21 protein-coding genes are annotated in these 16,598 nt (G+C 65.3%); 9 read left to right on the top strand and 12 right to left on the bottom strand.

Features of this window, described 5'->3' with window-relative positions:
- Positions 1 to 2: 2 nt before the first annotated feature.
- On the bottom strand, positions 3 to 938 hold the full coding sequence (locus AN936_RS14860; protein ID WP_054588778.1) for a DnaJ C-terminal domain-containing protein: 936 nt from the start codon (positions 936 to 938) through the stop codon (positions 3 to 5).
- A 138-nt stretch (positions 939 to 1,076) separates the two neighbouring features.
- Here AN936_RS14860 and pdxH point away from each other — a divergent pair, with 138 nt between their 5' ends.
- The 3 genes from pdxH to AN936_RS14875 all read left to right on the top strand — a co-directional run bounded on the left by pdxH (position 1,077) and on the right by AN936_RS14875 (position 3,763).
- Complete coding sequence (gene pdxH / locus AN936_RS14865; protein WP_054588779.1) at positions 1,077 to 1,655, top strand: pyridoxamine 5'-phosphate oxidase; 579 nt, start codon at positions 1,077 to 1,079, stop codon at positions 1,653 to 1,655.
- On the top strand, positions 1,652 to 2,473 hold the full coding sequence (locus tag AN936_RS14870) for a PhzF family phenazine biosynthesis protein (RefSeq protein ID WP_054588780.1): 822 nt from the start codon (positions 1,652 to 1,654) through the stop codon (positions 2,471 to 2,473). Before pdxH ends, AN936_RS14870 begins: the two co-directional genes overlap by 4 nt.
- A gap of 84 nt (positions 2,474 to 2,557) precedes the next feature.
- On the top strand, positions 2,558 to 3,763 hold the full coding sequence (locus AN936_RS14875; RefSeq protein WP_054588781.1) for a cation:proton antiporter: 1,206 nt from the start codon (positions 2,558 to 2,560) through the stop codon (positions 3,761 to 3,763).
- A 24-nt stretch (positions 3,764 to 3,787) separates the two neighbouring features.
- Here the strand turns inward: AN936_RS14875 and AN936_RS14880 are convergent, their stop codons facing one another.
- A complete protein-coding gene (locus tag AN936_RS14880; RefSeq protein ID WP_054588782.1) occupies positions 3,788 to 4,945 on the bottom strand; it encodes a serine hydrolase domain-containing protein in 1,158 nt (385 codons plus the stop codon).
- On the opposite strand from AN936_RS14880, the gene AN936_RS25260 reads away from it, so the two are divergent.
- Complete coding sequence (locus tag AN936_RS25260) at positions 4,944 to 5,384, top strand: hypothetical protein (protein ID WP_420496812.1); 441 nt, start codon at positions 4,944 to 4,946, stop codon at positions 5,382 to 5,384. The two genes, AN936_RS14880 and AN936_RS25260, sit on opposite strands and share 2 nt — an antisense overlap.
- Here the strand turns inward: AN936_RS25260 and AN936_RS14890 are convergent.
- Positions 5,381 to 5,635: a hypothetical protein gene (locus AN936_RS14890; protein ID WP_084758402.1), complete on the bottom strand. Its 255-nt coding sequence runs from the start codon at positions 5,633 to 5,635 to the stop codon at positions 5,381 to 5,383. The genes AN936_RS25260 and AN936_RS14890 overlap by 4 nt on opposite strands.
- A 3-nt stretch (positions 5,636 to 5,638) precedes the next feature.
- Positions 5,639 to 6,397 carry a helix-turn-helix domain-containing protein gene (locus AN936_RS14895; protein WP_054588784.1) on the bottom strand — a complete coding sequence of 253 codons (759 nt, stop codon included), beginning with the start codon at positions 6,395 to 6,397 and terminating at the stop codon, positions 5,639 to 5,641.
- A gap of 312 nt (positions 6,398 to 6,709) precedes the next feature.
- Between AN936_RS14895 and AN936_RS14900 the strand changes: the two genes are divergently transcribed.
- Positions 6,710 to 7,483: an SDR family oxidoreductase gene (locus AN936_RS14900; protein ID WP_054590323.1), complete on the top strand. Its 774-nt coding sequence runs from the start codon at positions 6,710 to 6,712 to the stop codon at positions 7,481 to 7,483.
- A 27-nt stretch (positions 7,484 to 7,510) separates the two neighbouring features.
- On the opposite strand, the gene AN936_RS14905 is transcribed toward AN936_RS14900, so the two are convergent.
- From AN936_RS14905 to AN936_RS14925, 5 genes are all read right to left on the bottom strand, one after another.
- Positions 7,511 to 8,434, bottom strand: a complete 924-nt coding sequence (locus AN936_RS14905; RefSeq protein WP_054588785.1) for an alpha/beta fold hydrolase — start codon at positions 8,432 to 8,434, stop codon at positions 7,511 to 7,513.
- Positions 8,435 to 8,515: 81 nt separating this feature from the next.
- Entirely contained in the window at positions 8,516 to 8,965 is a 450-nt protein-coding gene (locus AN936_RS14910) for a hypothetical protein (RefSeq protein WP_054588786.1), read from the bottom strand.
- Positions 8,962 to 9,846, bottom strand: a complete 885-nt coding sequence (locus tag AN936_RS14915; protein ID WP_054588787.1) for a pirin family protein — start codon at positions 9,844 to 9,846, stop codon at positions 8,962 to 8,964. The genes AN936_RS14910 and AN936_RS14915 overlap by 4 nt, the downstream gene beginning before the upstream one ends.
- Positions 9,847 to 9,870: 24 nt before the next feature.
- Entirely contained in the window at positions 9,871 to 10,239 is a 369-nt protein-coding gene (locus AN936_RS14920) for a DUF2200 domain-containing protein (RefSeq protein ID WP_054588788.1), read from the bottom strand.
- An 11-nt stretch (positions 10,240 to 10,250) separates the two neighbouring features.
- Positions 10,251 to 10,529, bottom strand: coding sequence for a BolA family protein (locus AN936_RS14925; RefSeq protein WP_054588789.1), 279 nt, complete (start codon positions 10,527 to 10,529; stop codon positions 10,251 to 10,253).
- Between the two features lie 28 nt (positions 10,530 to 10,557).
- On the opposite strand from AN936_RS14925, the gene AN936_RS14930 reads away from it, so the two are divergent.
- The 3 genes from AN936_RS14930 (at position 10,558) to cobS (ending at position 12,787) form a co-directional block, all read left to right on the top strand.
- Entirely contained in the window at positions 10,558 to 11,148 is a 591-nt protein-coding gene (locus tag AN936_RS14930) for a DnaJ domain-containing protein (protein ID WP_054588790.1), read from the top strand.
- Between the two features lie 10 nt (positions 11,149 to 11,158).
- A complete protein-coding gene (locus tag AN936_RS14935; RefSeq protein WP_054588791.1) occupies positions 11,159 to 11,596 on the top strand; it encodes an ester cyclase in 438 nt (145 codons plus the stop codon).
- Between the two features lie 201 nt (positions 11,597 to 11,797).
- Positions 11,798 to 12,787, top strand: a complete 990-nt coding sequence (gene cobS / locus AN936_RS14940) for a cobaltochelatase subunit CobS (protein WP_054590324.1) — start codon at positions 11,798 to 11,800, stop codon at positions 12,785 to 12,787.
- A 4-nt stretch (positions 12,788 to 12,791) separates the two neighbouring features.
- Here cobS and AN936_RS14945 read toward each other — a convergent pair whose 3' ends face one another.
- Positions 12,792 to 13,865 carry a DUF5694 domain-containing protein gene (locus AN936_RS14945; protein WP_054588792.1) on the bottom strand — a complete coding sequence of 358 codons (1,074 nt, stop codon included), beginning with the start codon at positions 13,863 to 13,865 and terminating at the stop codon, positions 12,792 to 12,794.
- Between the two features lie 156 nt (positions 13,866 to 14,021).
- On the opposite strand from AN936_RS14945, the gene AN936_RS14950 reads away from it, so the two are divergent.
- On the top strand, positions 14,022 to 15,212 hold the full coding sequence (locus AN936_RS14950; RefSeq protein WP_054588793.1) for an alpha/beta hydrolase: 1,191 nt from the start codon (positions 14,022 to 14,024) through the stop codon (positions 15,210 to 15,212).
- Between the two features lie 6 nt (positions 15,213 to 15,218).
- Here AN936_RS14950 and AN936_RS25780 read toward each other — a convergent pair whose 3' ends face one another.
- Both AN936_RS25780 and AN936_RS14955 read right to left on the bottom strand, forming a co-directional pair.
- Positions 15,219 to 15,353, bottom strand: coding sequence for a hypothetical protein (locus AN936_RS25780; RefSeq protein WP_257719781.1), 135 nt, complete (start codon positions 15,351 to 15,353; stop codon positions 15,219 to 15,221).
- The gene (locus AN936_RS14955) at positions 15,350 to 16,546 is read right to left on the bottom strand and encodes an MFS transporter (protein ID WP_201782920.1); all 1,197 of its coding nucleotides are present in this window, start codon (positions 16,544 to 16,546) and stop codon (positions 15,350 to 15,352) included. Before AN936_RS14955 ends, AN936_RS25780 begins: the two co-directional genes overlap by 4 nt.
- Between the last annotated feature and the right edge of the window lie 52 nt (positions 16,547 to 16,598).

Genomic DNA, 16,598 nt, shown 5'->3' on the forward strand with positions numbered 1-16,598 from the left:
CATCACACACCGAGTTCCGCGCGCACCGGTCGGGGGTCGGTCCATTCGCTGACCAGCTTGACCAACGCGGCGTCGTCGGCGGGCAGGTCGACCATCAACCGCACGAGTTGATCGCCGCGTCCGCCGCTCTTCTGGCTGAAACCCTTGCCCTTGAGGCGCATCACCTTGCCCGAAGTCGATCCCGCGGGAATCGACAGCATCACCGGGCCGTCGACCGTCGGCACCTTGACCTTCGCACCATTGACCGCCTCGCCCAATGTCACTGGCAGGTCGAGACGGATATTGGCGCCCTCGCGCACGAAGAAGGGATGATCCTTGACGGTGATCGTGACGATGCCGTCGCCGTTGCCGCCGGGGCCCGGCTGCCCCTTGCCGGCGAGGCGCATCTGCGTGCCGGTTTCGACGCCGGCGGGCAATTTGAGGTCGATCGTACCGCCGTCGGCGAGCGTGATCCGCTGCGGCGCCTGCGTCGCGGCATCGATGAAGGATACCGACAGGCGATAGGCGACATTGGCGCCCTTCGGCGGCGCCGCGCCGCGACCGCCGAAACCGCCGAACGGGCCGCCGCCGCCGCCACCGCCGCGACCACCGAACAAGCCCTCGAAGATGTCGCCGAAGTCGGCGCCGTCATTGCCGAATCCGCCGAAACCACCCTGCTGGCCGCGCGGATCGCCGCGGAAACCGCCGCCTCCGCCATAGCCGAACGGCATCGCCGGATTGCCATCGGCATCGATTTCGCCGCGATCGAACTGCGCGCGTTTGGTCTTGTCGGAAAGCAGGTCGTAGGCCCGGGTGACGTCCGAAAACTTTTCCGACGCCTTGGGATTGTCCTTGTTCTTGTCGGGGTGCAATTCCTTGGCGAGCTTGCGATAGGCGGATTTGATCTCCGCTTCGCTGGCGCTCTTCGCAACGCCGAGGGTGGAATAGGGGTCTGCCATATGTCTTCTGTAGCCCGATAAGTGTTTGGCCGGGAAGGCCCGATTGCGCGCGCCATGTGGGAACATCGCAGCAGAGGGTCAAGTTCCCGCCGATGATCGCGCTTTCACTAGATCAAGGGGCACGATAGAAGCGCCCGCATGACGACCGATCCTTTCGCCCTGTTCGACAACTGGTACGCCGAAGCCCGCGCGAGCGAGCCCAACGACGCAAACGCGATGGCGCTCGCGACGACGACCGCCGACGGACGCCCGTCGCTGCGCATGGTGCTGCTGAAAGGTCATGGCCCCGACGGGTTCGTCTTCTACACCAATCTCGACAGCCGCAAGGGCGGCGAGCTTGCGGCGAACCCGCATGTCGCGCTGCTCTTTCACTGGAAGTCGCTGCGTCGCCAGATCCGCATAGAGGGGCCGGTCGGGCCGGTCGACGATGCCACCGCCGACGCCTATTTCGCGACGCGCGGCCGCGATTCGCAGCTTGGCGCCTGGGCGAGCGACCAGTCGCGCCCGCTCGACAACCGCGAGACATTCGAGGCTCGCTTTGCGGACATGGAAGCGCGCTTCGCGGGACAGGACGTCCCGCGCCCGCCGCGCTGGTCGGGCTGGCGCGTCACGCCGGAACGCATCGAATTTTGGCAGGACCGCGCGCACCGTCTGCACGAACGCACGCTGTTCGTGCGCGAGGGCACGGGCTGGACGAAAGGAATGCTATACCCATGAGCGCATCACGGCCCCTGCCCATCACCCGGGTCGACGCCTTCGCCGACCGCCCCTTCGCCGGCAATCCCGCCGCGGTGATGCCGCTCGACGAATGGCTGGACGACGCCGTGCTGCAGGCGATCGCCGCCGAGAATAATCTCGCCGAGACCGCCTTCCTGATTCCCGACGAAAGCGGGGACGCCGATTATGAACTGCGCTGGTTTACGCCGGGCGTGGAGGTCGCGCTGTGCGGTCATGCAACGCTCGCGAGCGGGCATGTGCTGCTGTCGGCCGCGCCTTGGCGGAACGAGATGGTATTTCGCACGCGCAAGGCCGGCTTGCTGCGCGTCGCGCGCAACGGCGAAGACGAAGGCTATAAAATGGCCCTGCCCGCCTATCCGCCGGCGCCGAAGGCGATGCCCGACATCGTGCGGGCAATGGGCGGCGACGTCCTTGAGACGCTATGGCACGACGGCGGTTACGCACTGATCGTCTATCCCAATGCCGCCAGCGTCCGCGCGCTCGAACCCGACCTCCGCGCGCTGAAGGCGGGCGGCGACATCCTCTATATCGCGACGGCGCCGGGCACGGGCGACGCGTCGGGCGCCGTCGTGGTCAGCCGGGCCTTTGCGCCGGGCGCGGGAATCGACGAGGACCCGGTCACCGGGTCGGCACACAGCGTGTTGACCCCCTATTGGTCGACGCGGCTGCGCCGCGACAGCTTCGCAGCCTATCAGGCGAGCGCTCGCGGCGGGCATGTCGGCTGCCGGATGGATGGCGAGCAGGTCGAGTTGACGGGGAATTGCGTCACAACTCTGGTTGGCGACTTTCTCCTGTAAGCCACCGTTGCCGTGCGGCCCGCCAAAAAGAGAACGTTCACAATAATGCTTGTCCGGGTGCCCGGCAGGGGTTAGCCTTTGCCCATGGGGTTTCTGATCGATCTGGCCTGCTTCCTGTTCGTGCCCGTTATCTGCTGGCGCCTCGTCCGCGGCGCTGTCCCCATGGCGGTGCTGCCGATCCTGACCGGACTTGCGGTGGCGATCGCGGCGGATCGTTTCGGCTTCGACAAGTCGGTTCTCGGGCCATCGAAATGGGGCGAAACGATCGGATGGGTTGGGGTGCTGATACTCGCGTTCATCGCAGGACTCGAAACGCGGATCACCGCAAATTCCGGGCCAAGGTCCGGTAGCCGGGTGGCGACCACCGCGCTGGTCGGCGTTGCTTTGCCGTTCGCGGTCGGTTTCGTCGTCATCCTGTCGGGCGCGATGAACATGGTGCTCGCCCAGCCGGCGGGGGTTTCAAGCCTGCTGTCGGCGAGCGCGATCGGGCTGTGCCTTGCGGTCAGCGCGTTGCCGGTGCTCGTCGGAATCGTCCGCGAATTGCCGATGGAAGACCGCCCGCTCGGCAATTTGTCGCTCCGCATTGCGGCGCTCGACGACGCGATCCTGTGGATCGGACTCGCTGCATTGCTCTTCCTGCACAAGGGCGAAACCGATTCTCTGTTTGCCGGCGGCCTGCCGCAAGCCGGGGCGATCGCCGTCTTCGCGGCGATGATCGCGGTTCGCAGGCGGTTTGTCGACCGGCTGCCCGACCATATCCTGATCAGCGGCGCGCTCGGCATCGCCTATCTTGCGGCGGGTACCTGGGCGACGAGCATGCTCGGCCTGCACGAATTGCTCGGCGCCTATTTCGCCGGCATGCTGGCGCCGCGGCAGCTCGCGGAACATTTGCACCCGGAAGCGCTCGGCAAGCTGGCGCTGTTCGGCCTGTCGCCGCTGTTTTTCGCGCATCGCGGATTGAGCATCGACGGCGCAGTCGTGACTGCGGAAGCACTCGGCGTGGCGCTCGCCCTGCTCTTGCTCGCGGGCCTGTCCAAGGTGGCGGCGGTGCATATCGCGCCGCCGGTGGCGGACATGCAGATGACCGAGCGTACCCGGCTGGGCCTGTTGCTTCAGTGCAAGGGGCTGATGGAAATCGTCGCCGCAACGATCCTCGTGCAGGCGGGACTGATCACGCCGACTGTCTTTGCGGTGCTGGTAACGCTGGCGCTGATATCGACGACCCTGACCGTCCCGTTGTTTCGCTCTGTCTCCCGCGCTCGCGCGATGCAGCGGAAACCCGCCCGCTGATCCGCCGTCGGGGCGACGATCGAATCAGAGCGCGGCCGTCAAATCCGCCAGATGCCGCCGCAGCGCAGGAAACTGTTCGTCGCTTGTGATGCCGAGCCGCACGATCGTCACCCGCTGCGACGGCGAAACGATGATATACTGGCCCTGATGCCCGATGCAGGCGAACAGGTCGTTCGGACCGCGATCGGGCCACAGTGCCACGTCGGCGCCGGCTGGGCGGCGGCGGTTGAGCCAGATATGCCCGCCATAGCCCGCGTCGTTCGCCGACGGCGACAGCATGAAATTCATCCAGGTTTCGGGTAGCAGCCGCTGGCCGTTCACGACGCCGTGATTGCGCAAAAACTCGCCGAACCTGGCATAGTCGCGCGCCGTCGCGTGCATGATCGACCCGCCGATCATGGTGCCCTTCGCGTCGAATTCGGGGGTCAGGCTGGTCATGCCGAGCGGTTCGGCAAGCCGCCCCTGAATAAACTCGCGCACCGCATCGCGCCGGGCCGCAGGATTTTGCGAAGGGGTCAGCGTGTCGGCCAATATGTCGGCGAGGATGACGCTGGTCGCCGAGCTATAGTTGAAAACCTCGCCCGGCTGCGCCGCCGCAGGCTTGGCCTCGGCAAAAGCGGCCATGTCCCCTGCACCGCCGCCGAACAGCATCGTGACGGTGTCGCCATCCCAGACCGGATCGCCATTTTCGATATGCTCGAGCCCCGACGACATGTGGAGAAGATGCTTGAGCGTGATCGCACCGCGCGGATCGCCGCTGCGCTGCCACGCCGCGACCGGGGCGGGGCCGTCGAGCGACAACTGGCCGTCGGAGACGAGGAAACCGGTGAGCACGGCGGTAATGCTCTTTGCCATCGACCAGCTGATCAGCTTGCTGTCCGGTCCAAAACCCGCACCATAGCGTTCGTAGACCGGTTCGCCGTCGCGGAGCACGTACAGCGCGCGGGTTTCCCCCACATCGTCCGCATCGACGAACAGCGCATCGGCCCGGGCCTTGATCGCGGGATCGAGGACGGGAAGCGCCTGCGAGGCTTCGACCGGCGCGACATCGTCGAGCGACGCGCCGAGTTTCGGCGCGGGCGATGCGGGAGCAATGGCGCCCTGCCCCGCCGCGTGCGTCAGCGACCAGCCCCCCAGCATCACGAGCGCGGCACTTGCCAGCATGGCTTTTTTCGTGATCATGGCTGCGGTGACTAACACCAACCCACCGGGCACGGCAACGCCCGACCCATTACCGCCCGCACCGACACCTTCGGCCCCGCCGCCCGAGGTGCCGAAGAAGCTGCGCGGCAGGCCGCGGCAGAGCCGCTGGGGCGGATGCCTGCCGTGGGTGCTGATCCTGCTCGCGCTGATGACGGTCTTCGCGATCTGGAAGTTCCCTTCGTTCAAGGCGCAGGCCGAACTCGGCTCCGCCTATGCTGCGCGAGTCGGTTGCTCATGCCGCTATGTCCAGGGCCGCAGCCTCGAAAGCTGCCAGAGCGATTTCGAACCGGGGATGGAGATGGTCTCGCTGGCCGAAGACACGGCGACGAAGACGATCACCGGCAGCGTACCGCTGCTCGCTTCGCGCAGCGCGCGTTTTGCCGATGCGAACGGCTGCCTGCTCAATCCGGCCGATTAGCGCCGATTAGCGCCGAGACGCGCCGCCACAAACGCGATCGCTGCCGGAACGCCGAAGACGAGCAAGCCGATCACCGCTTCCTCGGCCCAGCCATAGCCCGCGTAGAGCACGCCGACGAGCAGGTTGCCGATCGACACGATCAGCCATAACGAAAGGAACAGACGGGTCGCACACCGTGCGTCGCGGACGGCGAGGCGCAAGACGATCAGCAGGACAAGCCCCGCGAGCAGCATGACAGCCGTGTGTGACATTGGTCAGGCCTCCCCCTCGGTCATGATAGCCGAAGCGGAGCTGCGACGCCATTGTCCCGGCGACATGCCGAGCTTGCGACGAAACGCCGCGCACAGATGCGCATGACTGGAGAAGCCGGTAGCGAAAGCAATTTCGGCGACCGTCAGCGGCCGGTGCATCAGGAACCAGCATGCGCGACGGAGCCGCTGGTGCAGCACATATTGCGCCGGCGTGCGCCCTGTCGCACGCGTAAAATGGACGATCAGGCTGTTCACCGACATGCCCGCACGCGCCGCCATCTCGCGCGACGTCAGCGGCGCTTCGAGTCGCGTCTGAATGAACGCCAGCAGATCATCGATCCGCCGTGCGATGGCGCGCGGTTGGGCGGGTGACGTCATGCCGCCCAAGGTTTCGGCAAGCATCGCGACCAGCGCATCGGCAGCTTCGGCGTCGCCCGCCGTCAGTGCGCGAACGAGCGCAGCCATCGCGGGATCGTGATAGCCGGCGAGCGCCCGCGCGGTCGGTGGAACGGCCAATCGTTCGGACGGAATTTCGACCTCGATATAACGCACACCGCCGCCCTGCGCCGTCGCGCGATAGCTCTGCCCGGCGGGCGCTAGCCATATCTCGCCCGGCAATGGATCGCCGAGCGACGTGCGGCGGCCGTCGAGCCAGGTTTCCAGCCAGTGATAGCTTCCCGCCTCGTGCAGGATCAGCGCATGAACGTCGCGCTCGATCGTCCAGCTGGCAGGGCCCTCGATCCGCTTGACGATCGATGCCACCCTCAGTCCGCCCACTTCCATCGCGCGACTATGGCAAGTGTGGGAGAATCTGAAAGCCTGCAATATTGGCGGCTTTTATGGTTAACTCGCGCCTTCAATTCCCGACGTGGACTAGGGAATTGGGGCAAGGATTTGGTGGACCCCGTCCACCGGAAACCGACCCCTCCCGGCGGGCAGCGCCAACCCCGTTGCCCGCCACTTTTTCCGGTCACCGTTTGCCATATCCTCGCGGGCGCCGCCTGCCTGGCCAGGCTCGCGGTCCGGGTCAATCGCAAGGAAAGTTCTCCTTTCCTGATGTTCGGGAAGATGATCATGGCTGACCATAATATCGCAGGAAAAGCGGTTCTCATCGCCGGCGGCGGCAAGAACCTCGGCGGGTTGATTGCGCGCGACTTCGCCTTGCAGGGAGCGCGTGCCGTCTACGTCCACTACAACAGCGAAGCATCGCGCGCGGAGGCCGAGGAAACGGTCGCCGCAATCGAAACGGCGGGCGCGAAGGGCCACGCCATGCAAGCCGATCTGACCTCGGCGAGCGCCATGGAAAAACTGTTCGCCAGCGCGAAGGACGCGATGGGCGGCATCGACATTGCGATCAACACTGTCGGCAAGGTGCTGAAAAAGCCGATGGTCGACATCAGCGAAGCCGAGTTCGACGCGATGAGCGCGGTCAATTCGAAATCAGCCTTTTTCTTCCTGAAAGAGGCCGGAAAGCATGTCAGCGACAATGGCAAAATCTGCACGCTCGTGACGTCACTGCTCGGTGCCTATACGCCTTTCTACTCCAGCTATGCCGGGACCAAGGCACCGGTCGAACATTATACGCGCGCGGCGTCGAAGGAATTTGGCGAACGGGGCATTTCGGTAACCGCGATCGGACCGGGGCCGATGGATACGCCCTTCTTCTACCCGGCCGAGGGCGAAGACGCCGTCGCCTATCACAAGACCGCGGCGGCGCTGTCGCCCTTTTCGAAAACCGGCCTAACCGATATCGAGGATATCGTGCCGTGGATCCGCTTCCTCGTCACCGACGGCTGGTGGATGACCGGCCAGACGGTGCTGGTGAACGGCGGCTATACTACGAAATGATGCCGGCCGCCGGACGCCGGCGCAGTCTCAGCTTTGCGCGAGAAAGTCATCCATCGCCGCATTGACGGCGTCCGGCGCCTCCCACGGCACGAAATGGCCGCATCCGGGGACCTTTACGATCGTCGCATCCGGGACCAGTGCATCGATGCCGTCGAGGTTGCACGGCGGCAAAGCGACGTCGTCGAGCGCCCAGATGACCAGCGTCGGGATGGCAAGCTTCGGGAAGGGCGTGGCAGGCGGCTCGGCATAGGGTTCGTCCATCGCCGGGACCGTGACTGCCGACCCGCGATACCAGTTGATCATCGCGCGGCACGTGTCGCGATCTTCCCAATTTTTGAGCGACCGGGCGATCTCGTCGGGCGGCTGGATGCCGCCGCTCGGCACCTTGTCGGCGAAGGCGTGCGCGAGGAGCCCGGCGATGCCGTGCGCCTCGATGATTGCGTCGCTCGCGGGATCACGAAAGGTGCGGATATACTGGCTTGCGGCGCGCTGGTCGGGGTTGGTCAACAACAATTTCTGGAAGATCGCCGGGTGCGGCGCGTTGGCGATCACCGCGCGCGTCACGCGGCCCGACCATGCCGGAAACAGTCCGTCCGGCTGGCCGCCGAGCGCGACGCCCCACGCGATCGCGCCGCCCCAGTCGTGGCCGACGACCGTGAAACTCTCGACATCAAGCGCGTCGGCGAGCGCGAAAATGTCGGCGATCAGCTTGTCGGTCGAATAGGAGGCGGCATCCTGCGGTTTCGACGACCCGCAATAGCCGCGCTGGTCGGGAGCGATGCAGCGAAACCGGCCCGATAGATGCGGGAGTTGGTAGCGCCAGGTGCGGTGCGATTCGGGAAAGCCGTGGAGGAAGATGATTGCGGGGGCGTCCTTTGGCCCCATATCGACGACGTCGAGTTCGATCCCGGTCGAAAGCGCCACTCGCCGCTGTTCGAAATGGCCGACCATATTCCACTCCTTTTGGTTTCTTTTCAAAACCAATCTGGCGGCGATCGCTCCGGCTGGCAAGCCGCAACGCCGAAGCGACCGCTATTCGGGCGGCGTCATGTTCGTTTCGTCGGTCGGCAGCGTCTTGAAGATCGGCCATTCCCGCATGTCGCCGCCGCGGCTGCACCGGTACGATGCCACTTCCCTTTCGCCGCGCATCACGATCAGGCCGCCATAATGGCTTTCGGACGTCGACGCCTCCTCGGTCATCCCCGCGCTCGGCGCGGTCCAATGCGCATAGACGACATAATTATACTCGCCGTTCACAAAGCGGAGCGTCTGATCCTCGGCGCGCGGATAGAGCGTGCGATGATAGAAGACGCGATTGCTCGCGGCATTGGCGACGAGGCGGAGTTCGGTCTTCGTCGCGGTGCCATAGCGATAGATGAGCGAACCACCCGCTTCGGCGACCACCAACTGTTTCGCCCCGAAACTGCACGCAAAGATCGGCTCGGGCGGCGGCGTCATCGCCAGCGCGAGCAGCAGGCTCACGGATAGCTCACCGTCTTGGGCACTTCAGGGATCGGGATGAACTCCTCGCTGTCGCCGGGGACGAGCGGGAATTTCCCGTCCTTCCAGTCGTGCTTGGCCTGATTGATCCTGTCGCGCGACGAGCTGACGAAATTCCACCAAACATGCCGCGGCGTCGTAAACGCCTCGCCGCCGAGCAGCATCACGCGCGCGTCGCTGTCGGCGCGCAGCGTCATCGCCTGCCCCGGTTTCAGGATATAGAGGCTGTAACGGTCGAGCGCTTCGCCATCGAGGCTCGCGTCGCCGAGCGCGACGAGCACCGCGCGCTCGTCGGCCTCCGCCTCGATCGGGATCGTCGCCCCGGCGTTCATCAGGATATCGGCATAGATGGTCGCCGCATGCTGGGTGATCGGGGAGGTCGCACCCCACAGACTGCCCATGATGACACGCGCCGACACGCCGCCGTCCTCGATCAGCGGCAAATCGTCCTTCGCGACATGCTCGAATGCGGCGTCGATCTCTTCCTTGCCGTCGGGCAGCGCGAGCCAGGTCTGCATCCCCGAGATCGGCGATCCGGTCGCACGCTCGGCGGCGGGCGTGCGTTCCGAATGGACGATGCCGCTGCCCGCGGTCATCAGATTGCACGCGCCGGGGCGGATCGTCGCATAGGTGCCGAGGTTATCGCGGTGATCGATCGCACCCTCGAACAGATAGGTGACGGTGGCGAGGTTGATATGTGGATGCGGGCGCACGTCCATGCCCTTGCCGATGTCGAAATGCGCCGGGCCGAACTGGTCGACGAAGATGAACGGGCCGACCATCGTCCGCGCCTTGTTCGGCAGCGTCCGCCGCACCTCGAAGGCGCCGAGGTCGTGGGTCGAGGGGGTGATGATGTCGAACATCGGCTATCCTTTTGGCGTGGTTGCTCAGGGCTTGCCGGGATCGGCGGCGCGAAGGATCTTCTCCATCGCCTTGCCCTTCGCGAGTTCGTCGATCAGCTTGTCGAGATAACGGATCTCGCGCATCAGCGGCTCGGCAATCTCTTCGACGCGAATGCCGCAGATAACGCCCCTGATCTGGTCGCGCGCCGCATTCATCGCGGGCGCGTCATCGAAAAAACCCCTGAGGTCGGTCTTGGCGGCGATCTGATCGTCGAGCTGCTGCTGGCTGTAACCGGTCAGCCAGCGGATGATTTCGTCGACCTCGGCCTTGGTGCGCCCCTTGCGCTCCGCCTTGGCTACATAGTGCGGATAGACGCTTGCAAAGCTGTATTTATAGACACGATGCTCGTCCACGTCCGCTCCTCCTATTCGCCCGGCGCCGTCGCCTTGATCGCGAGCGCGTGGATGCGCTGCCCCGGGAGGTCGCCGAGCGCCCTGTTCACCGCGCGCTGGCGCGCGACGCGATTCTGCCCCGCAAAACCCGGCCATTCGATGGCGAGGCTGAAATGCGATTCGCCCGATCCGTCGTCGCCGGAATGGCCGTGATGGCTGGCGCTGTCGTTGCTGAGGGTGAATTTCGCGTCGGGAAAAGCCGCGGTCAGCAGCTCCTCCATCTCGCGTTGCACTGGACCTTTTTCGCTCATGCCCCCATGTTGGGGAGGAAAGAACAGCATGACAAGCCCCAGGTCCAATCGATTCCACGGCCGCGTCCCGCGCGAAGCCGCTTGCGCCGTTCCCGGCTGCGAGGAACCCGGCGAATTTCGCGCGCCCGCCTCACCGCACCGCTCGCCCGACGGGCCGCCGCCGTACCGCTACCTCTGTCTCGATCATGTGCGCGAACATAATGCCGGCTATAATTATTTCGACGGCATGACCGCCGACCAGATCATGGCGGCACAATCGCCCACCGCTGGCTGGGAAACCGAAAGCCGCGCCTTTCGCGCCGCGGGCAGCGCCGACCTGCCGCCGCGCTGGGCCGATTTCAAAGATCCGATCGATGCCTTGGGCGCGCGTTTTCGCCAGCGCATGGACGAGGCGCGGCGCGAAGCGGCCGACCCGCGCTTCACCCGCGAGGAGCATCGCGCGCTGCAACTGATGGGCCTCGCGGCCGACGCCGACCGCGCCGCGCTCCGCCGCCGCTACAGCGAACTGGTGCGCAAATATCATCCCGACCGGAATGGCGGCGATCGCAGTTTCGAAACGCGGCTGGGCGAGGTGGTCCAGGCGTATCAATTGCTGCGCAAGACGAAGGCCTTTGCATAGGAGAGTAACGATGACCGATCTCGATGAGGCAAGGATCGAAGTGGTGCGCCGGCACATGGCGCTCGAGATCACGCACGACTGGGACGGCGTTCTCGCGACCTTCGAGCATCCCCGCTACGAACTGATGGGCCCCGGCACCATCTTCGACGGCGAGACGGCGGTCCGGTCCTATTTTGCTTCGTCGCGCGAGCCCTTCCCCGATCAGGCGAACGAAGTCATCGCGATCGCCGCCGACGCGGATACCGACACGGTGCTCGTCGAATTCTGGCTGACCGGCACCCACCTCGGCCCGCTGCGCCTTGGCGTGCGGACGATCGAGCCGACCGGCAAGGCGTTCCGCATTCGCATGGCGGCGAGCTTCCAGTTTGCGCCCGGCAGCGACAAGATCCTCTGCGAACGTCCCTATTACGACCAATCGGCGGTGATGAAGGCGCTGGGTCTGCTCTGAAAAGGCGTTGCAAGGCGAAACGGACAGCGATACCGCGCTCCGACGGTCGGCAATAACGCGCCGACTCCTCTTCCTCGTCACCCTGAACTTGTTTCAGGGCCCATGGCCTGACCTTTCCGCTGGCGCGGCGTCAAACGAGAGCCAAGGCCATGGATGCTGAAAAAAGTTCAGCATGACGATCATGAAACTATGGACGCGACCATGACCGATATTCCGAACAGCCTTCCCGACCACCACGGCTCGACGCTCCTTTCGGCGCCCGATACCGAGGTCGATGCGCGCGAGCTGTTCGGCGTCGATATCGACATGAAGGTGCCGGCGTTCAGCGAGGCCGACGAGCGCGTGCCGGACCTCGACCCGGCCTATGTCTTCGACGGCGACACGACGCTCGCGATCCTCGCGGGCTTCAAATATAATCGCCGTGTGATGGTGCAGGGCTATCACGGCACCGGCAAGTCGACGCATATCGAACAGGTCGCGGCGCGGCTCAAATGGCCGTGCATCCGCGTCAACCTGGACGCCCACATCAGCCGTATCGACCTCGTCGGCCGCGATGCGATCGTGCTGAAGGATGGTCAGCAGGTGACCGAATTCCGCGAAGGCCTGCTTCCGTGGGCGCTGCAGACCCCGACCGCGCTCGTCTTCGACGAATATGACGCCGGCCGCCCCGACGTGATGTTCGTCATCCAGCGCGTGCTCGAGACCGAGGGCAAGCTGACTTTGCTCGACCAGAACCGCGTGATCCGCCCGAACCCGCATTTCCGCCTGTTCTCGACCGCCAACACCGTCGGGCTCGGCGACACGAGCGGCCTCTATCACGGCACGCAGCAGATCAACCAGGGCCAGATGGACCGCTGGAACATCGTCGTCACGCTCAACTATCTGCCCGCGGCGACCGAAAGCGCGATCATCCTCGCCAAGGTGCCGAACACCGACGAGACGACGGTCGCCAATATGGTCAAGGTCGCCGACCTGACCCGTCAGGGCTTTATAAACGGCGACATCTCGACCGTGATGTCGCCGCGCACGGTGATCAGCTGGGCGCAGAATGCCGCGATCTTCAACAATCTCGGCTTCGCCTTCCGCCTGTCGTTCCTCAACAAGTGCGACGAGGCCGAACGGATGATCGTCGCCGAATATTATCAGCGCGTGTTCGGCGAAGACCTGCCCGAAAGCGTGATCGGCAAATAACCGGTCACTTCAATAGGGTCTCGGCGTCGACGAGCCGGACGTCGTGCATCATGGCGAGATAGGCCTCGAAATAGCCCTTGTGCGACGCGCCGACGATCGCGAGCGTGCGCGTCCCCGGCCGCTCAGCCATCGCAGCGCGGGCATTGGCGACCATGCGCAGGTTCCGCACCTCCCACCAGCCGGTGTAGCGGCGTCCATAATTTTGCGGCGTGGCATCGGCGAGCGCGGGACCGAAATCGGTGTCGAAGGCGAGGCGCATCGTAGAAGGGCGATTATAGAAGCGATAGAGCGACATCACCCCGTCGCCATCGAGCTTTGCCTCCAGCGCCTTTTCGGCGGCGATCCGGTCCTTGAGCTGCGGCGTTTCCCAGATGCGCTGCATCGCCGCCGCATAGCCCGGATCCTTGTCGAGCGACGCCGTCGTCGCGTCGGCGCTATGGTCGTCGGCCGCGTAAACGCGCTCCAGCCCCAGCCGTGCGGCGAGCACCGACCCGATGAGAAAATTCTCGTTACGGCGCGTCCGCAGCTTTTCGAGCGCCGCGACGAGCGTGTCGTCGAGGCCGTCACCCGCGCGGCGTTCGTCTGCGGGAAGCCGCAGCCACTGAACAAGCGCAGAGGCCGGTTCGCCGCCGGCGAGAAACAGTCCCGCAAGGCGGCGGCGATCGCCCGGCGCGGGCTGGGCGGGCCAGGCGGCCAGCAGGCGCTCCGCCTCCACCGTTGCCGCCACCATATCGAGACCGATCACCTTCTGCGCCGGCGCGGGATCCCAACAATAGTCCGATGCGCCCGGATAGAGCGGCTTGTAGCGCATGAGCAGCTCGCAATCGCGGCCCGACAATCCCTCGATCGTGATGATCTCCGGCTTCCACGCCGCAAGCCGCGCCAGCAGCGGCTCGAGGCTTTCGGGAGCGAAGCTGTCGGGCAGGCCCGAAAGATGCGGTGTGCCGAGGACGAGCGCTTCGCCGACCTCCCCCGCCACCCCTGCCTTGAGGTCGCGAGGATCGAAAGCCGGTTCATAGGGCGGCGGCGGGGCGGCGGCGGTGACCAGCAGCAAGGCGGCGAACAGCGACACGGACATCTCCCCCAAACCGGCGTCTGCGCGGCGCCTGCGGTCTCTCGATAAGCGAAGTGTGTTATTCGATCAATACTCCTTGACGCCGCAGTTTTCGCCTTCCAAAGGCGATGTTCTCCTGCCAGCATCGCGCGACGCGCCGGACCGAAGATGGAAGCCGCCATGCGAACGACGCCCTTTCTTTCGATCCTGACCGCGCTGCTGCTCGGCGGCTGCATCACTCCGGTCGACTATGGCAAGGTCCGCCACGCCGATTATGTCGCCGATCCGCGCTGCACCGCGCAGCCCGGCGCCGCAGTCGATGGCGAGGCGCTGCCTTTGTTCTTCGCGACGAGCCGCCTGCCCGACTGCCGCACTGCCGATATCCGCCTGCTGCAATATCGCGGTGACGAGGTGCGTTACGGGCGTTTTGCGCCGCCACGCGACGTCGAGATCGACAAGAAGAAGCTGTTCCTGACCCCGCTCGCCTTCCACACCGACGCCGACTGGTGGGCGGCGCTGCGCGCCGAGACCGACCGGCGGCAGGGCCGTGTCCTACTCTATGTCCATGGCTATCGCGAGAATTTCGAGACGACGACGAAGGATGCCGCACAGATCGCCCGAATGACCGGCTTCGACGGGCCGGTGATCGCCTATAGCTGGCCGTCGCAGCACAAGGTGCTCGGCTATGTCGTCGACGAAACCAACATGTACCACGACGTGCGCAATTTCCGCATCTTCCTGAAATCGCTCGCCGAACAGAGCTGGGTGAAGGAAATCGTGATCGTCTCGCACTCGCTCGGCGCGCGGCTGGTGATCCCCGCGATATCCTATGTCGACCGCACGTCGAGCAGCGCCGACAGCAGCAATATCTCGAACATCATCCTCGCCTCGCCCGACATCGACCGCGAGACGTTCGAGCGCGATATCGAGGAAGAGGTCTTGTCGGCGCGGCGCGTCGCGCGCGACCGGCGGATCACCGTCTATGTCTCGCGCGCCGACAAGGCGCTCGCCGCGTCGCGCGCGCTGCACGGCTATCCGCGGCTCGGCTCGCCCTATTGCTTCGACCCGTTCGAGGCTGCCGATCTGAAAGCGAGGGGGCTTCCCGAGCGCTGCTATCCGGTGGCGATCGCCGGAATGACCGTCGTCGACACCACCGACGTATCGCGCGGATCGACGGGGCACAGCAATTTCCTGCGCAGCGCGGTCGCTTGCCGCGATTTCATCGACGTCGTCGCGGGCAAGCGGACGCGGCCCGAGCGGACGGCGACGCAGCTTGGCCATGTCTTCCGCTTGCTGCCCGATCCCGCGAACCCCAAGCCCGAAGACGACCTGATCTGCAACCGCATCGCCGGCGGCTCCGAAAACGAATAGGCGCTGTCAGCCGAAACCGCAGAGGACCGCGAAATCGGCGAGCCAGACGACCGGTCCCTCGCCGGTCCACAGCCACAGCCCGCCGACCGCGATCAGGGCAAACAGGCCAAGCGCCACCCAGTCCTGCCGCGCGAGCTTCATGCCGGTTGCAGCCGTTTGACCGGCGCGTCGGCGATCGGCAGGTGGACGATCCCGGCGAACAGGCCGAGCGCGATCGCGAAGCCCCATGCGATATCGTAACTGCCGGTGGCGTCGAAGATCAGCCCCGCCATCCACGCGCCGAAGAAGCTCCCGACCTGGTGGCTGAGGAACACGATCCCGTAGAGCATCGACAGATAGCGCACCCCGAAGATGCGCCCGACGATACCGCTGGTGAGCGGCACGGTGCCGAGCCACAGGAACCCCATCGCACCCGCGAAAGCCAGCGCGGTCCAATGGCTCAGCGGCAGGAAGAGGAAGACGGCGATAACCGCCGAGCGCGCGACATACAGCGCCGAGAGCACATATTTCTGGCGCATGAGGTCGCCCGCGCGCCCGAACACATAGGAGCCCAGGATGTTGAACAGCCCGACCAGCGCGAGCACCTGCGCCCCGATTTCGATGCCGAGCCCCTTGTCGTCGAGATAGGCGGGCAGATGCGTCGCGATGAAGGCAATATGGAAACCGCAGACGAAAAAGCCCGCGTTGAGCAGCCAGTAACCACGGTGAACTGCAGCTTCGCGGAGTGCCTCGCGCGCCGTCTGTTCGACGGCAGCGCTGACGCCCGGATTGCTGTCGGTCCGGCCCGCAACGCCGATGGCCAGCAGCCCGCACAGCGCCACCAGCCCCGCCATGATCCACAGCGTCTGGTGATAGCCGAGATCACCGAGCAACATCGAGGCGAGCGGCACGACAAGGAACTGCCCCAGCGAACCGCCTGCGGTGACCATACCGAACGCGCTGCTGCGTTTTTCGGGGCTGACCACCCGCCCGACCGCGCCGAGCACGACGACGAACGTCGTCGCCGACTGCGCCATGCCGATGAGGATGCCGAAGCTGATATGCAGCCCCATTGCATCGGTCGCAAAGGCTGCACCGACGAGCCCGAGCGCATAAAGCAACGCTCCCGCAAGCACGACGCGTCCGGCGCCATGCTTGTCGGCGAGCGCGCCGACGAACGGCTGGACAAGACCGAAGAGCAGATTCTGGAGCGCCATCGCGAGGCCGAAGTCCGACCGGCTGATGCCGATATCGACGCTCATCTGCGGCAGGAACAGGCCGAAACTCTGCCGTACGCCCATCGCCAGCGTGACGATGAAGGCGGCGCAGAGGATAACGATCCACGGCCTTTTCATGGGAGAGATAGCGGGGGAGACCATAGGTTGCCGGATGCAACCCTTGCGGTGC

Source organism: Sphingopyxis macrogoltabida (assembly GCF_001307295.1).
In the GTDB taxonomy this organism is placed as follows: Bacteria; Pseudomonadota; Alphaproteobacteria; order Sphingomonadales; family Sphingomonadaceae; genus Sphingopyxis; species Sphingopyxis macrogoltabida_B.

Coding starts and splice junctions, on each gene's coding strand:
- AN936_RS14860 (WP_054588778.1), bottom strand. CDS start 938: ATGGCAGACCCCTATTCCACCCTCGGCGTTGCGAAGAGCGCCAGCGAA.
- pdxH (WP_054588779.1), top strand. CDS start 1,077: ATGACGACCGATCCTTTCGCCCTGTTCGACAACTGGTACGCCGAAGCC.
- AN936_RS14870 (WP_054588780.1), top strand. CDS start 1,652: ATGAGCGCATCACGGCCCCTGCCCATCACCCGGGTCGACGCCTTCGCC.
- AN936_RS14875 (WP_054588781.1), top strand. CDS start 2,558: ATGGGGTTTCTGATCGATCTGGCCTGCTTCCTGTTCGTGCCCGTTATC.
- AN936_RS25260 (WP_420496812.1), top strand. CDS start 4,944: ATGGCTGCGGTGACTAACACCAACCCACCGGGCACGGCAACGCCCGAC.
- AN936_RS14880 (WP_054588782.1), bottom strand. CDS start 4,945: ATGATCACGAAAAAAGCCATGCTGGCAAGTGCCGCGCTCGTGATGCTG.
- AN936_RS14890 (WP_084758402.1), bottom strand. CDS start 5,635: ATGTCACACACGGCTGTCATGCTGCTCGCGGGGCTTGTCCTGCTGATC.
- AN936_RS14900 (WP_054590323.1), top strand. CDS start 6,710: ATGGCTGACCATAATATCGCAGGAAAAGCGGTTCTCATCGCCGGCGGC.
- AN936_RS14905 (WP_054588785.1), bottom strand. CDS start 8,434: ATGGTCGGCCATTTCGAACAGCGGCGAGTGGCGCTTTCGACCGGGATC.
- AN936_RS14915 (WP_054588787.1), bottom strand. CDS start 9,846: ATGTTCGACATCATCACCCCCTCGACCCACGACCTCGGCGCCTTCGAG.
- AN936_RS14925 (WP_054588789.1), bottom strand. CDS start 10,529: ATGAGCGAAAAAGGTCCAGTGCAACGCGAGATGGAGGAGCTGCTGACC.
- AN936_RS14930 (WP_054588790.1), top strand. CDS start 10,558: ATGACAAGCCCCAGGTCCAATCGATTCCACGGCCGCGTCCCGCGCGAA.
- AN936_RS14935 (WP_054588791.1), top strand. CDS start 11,159: ATGACCGATCTCGATGAGGCAAGGATCGAAGTGGTGCGCCGGCACATG.
- cobS (WP_054590324.1), top strand. CDS start 11,798: ATGACCGATATTCCGAACAGCCTTCCCGACCACCACGGCTCGACGCTC.
- AN936_RS14945 (WP_054588792.1), bottom strand. CDS start 13,865: ATGTCCGTGTCGCTGTTCGCCGCCTTGCTGCTGGTCACCGCCGCCGCC.
- AN936_RS14950 (WP_054588793.1), top strand. CDS start 14,022: ATGCGAACGACGCCCTTTCTTTCGATCCTGACCGCGCTGCTGCTCGGC.
- AN936_RS25780 (WP_257719781.1), bottom strand. CDS start 15,353: ATGAAGCTCGCGCGGCAGGACTGGGTGGCGCTTGGCCTGTTTGCCCTG.
- AN936_RS14955 (WP_201782920.1), bottom strand. CDS start 16,546: ATGAAAAGGCCGTGGATCGTTATCCTCTGCGCCGCCTTCATCGTCACG.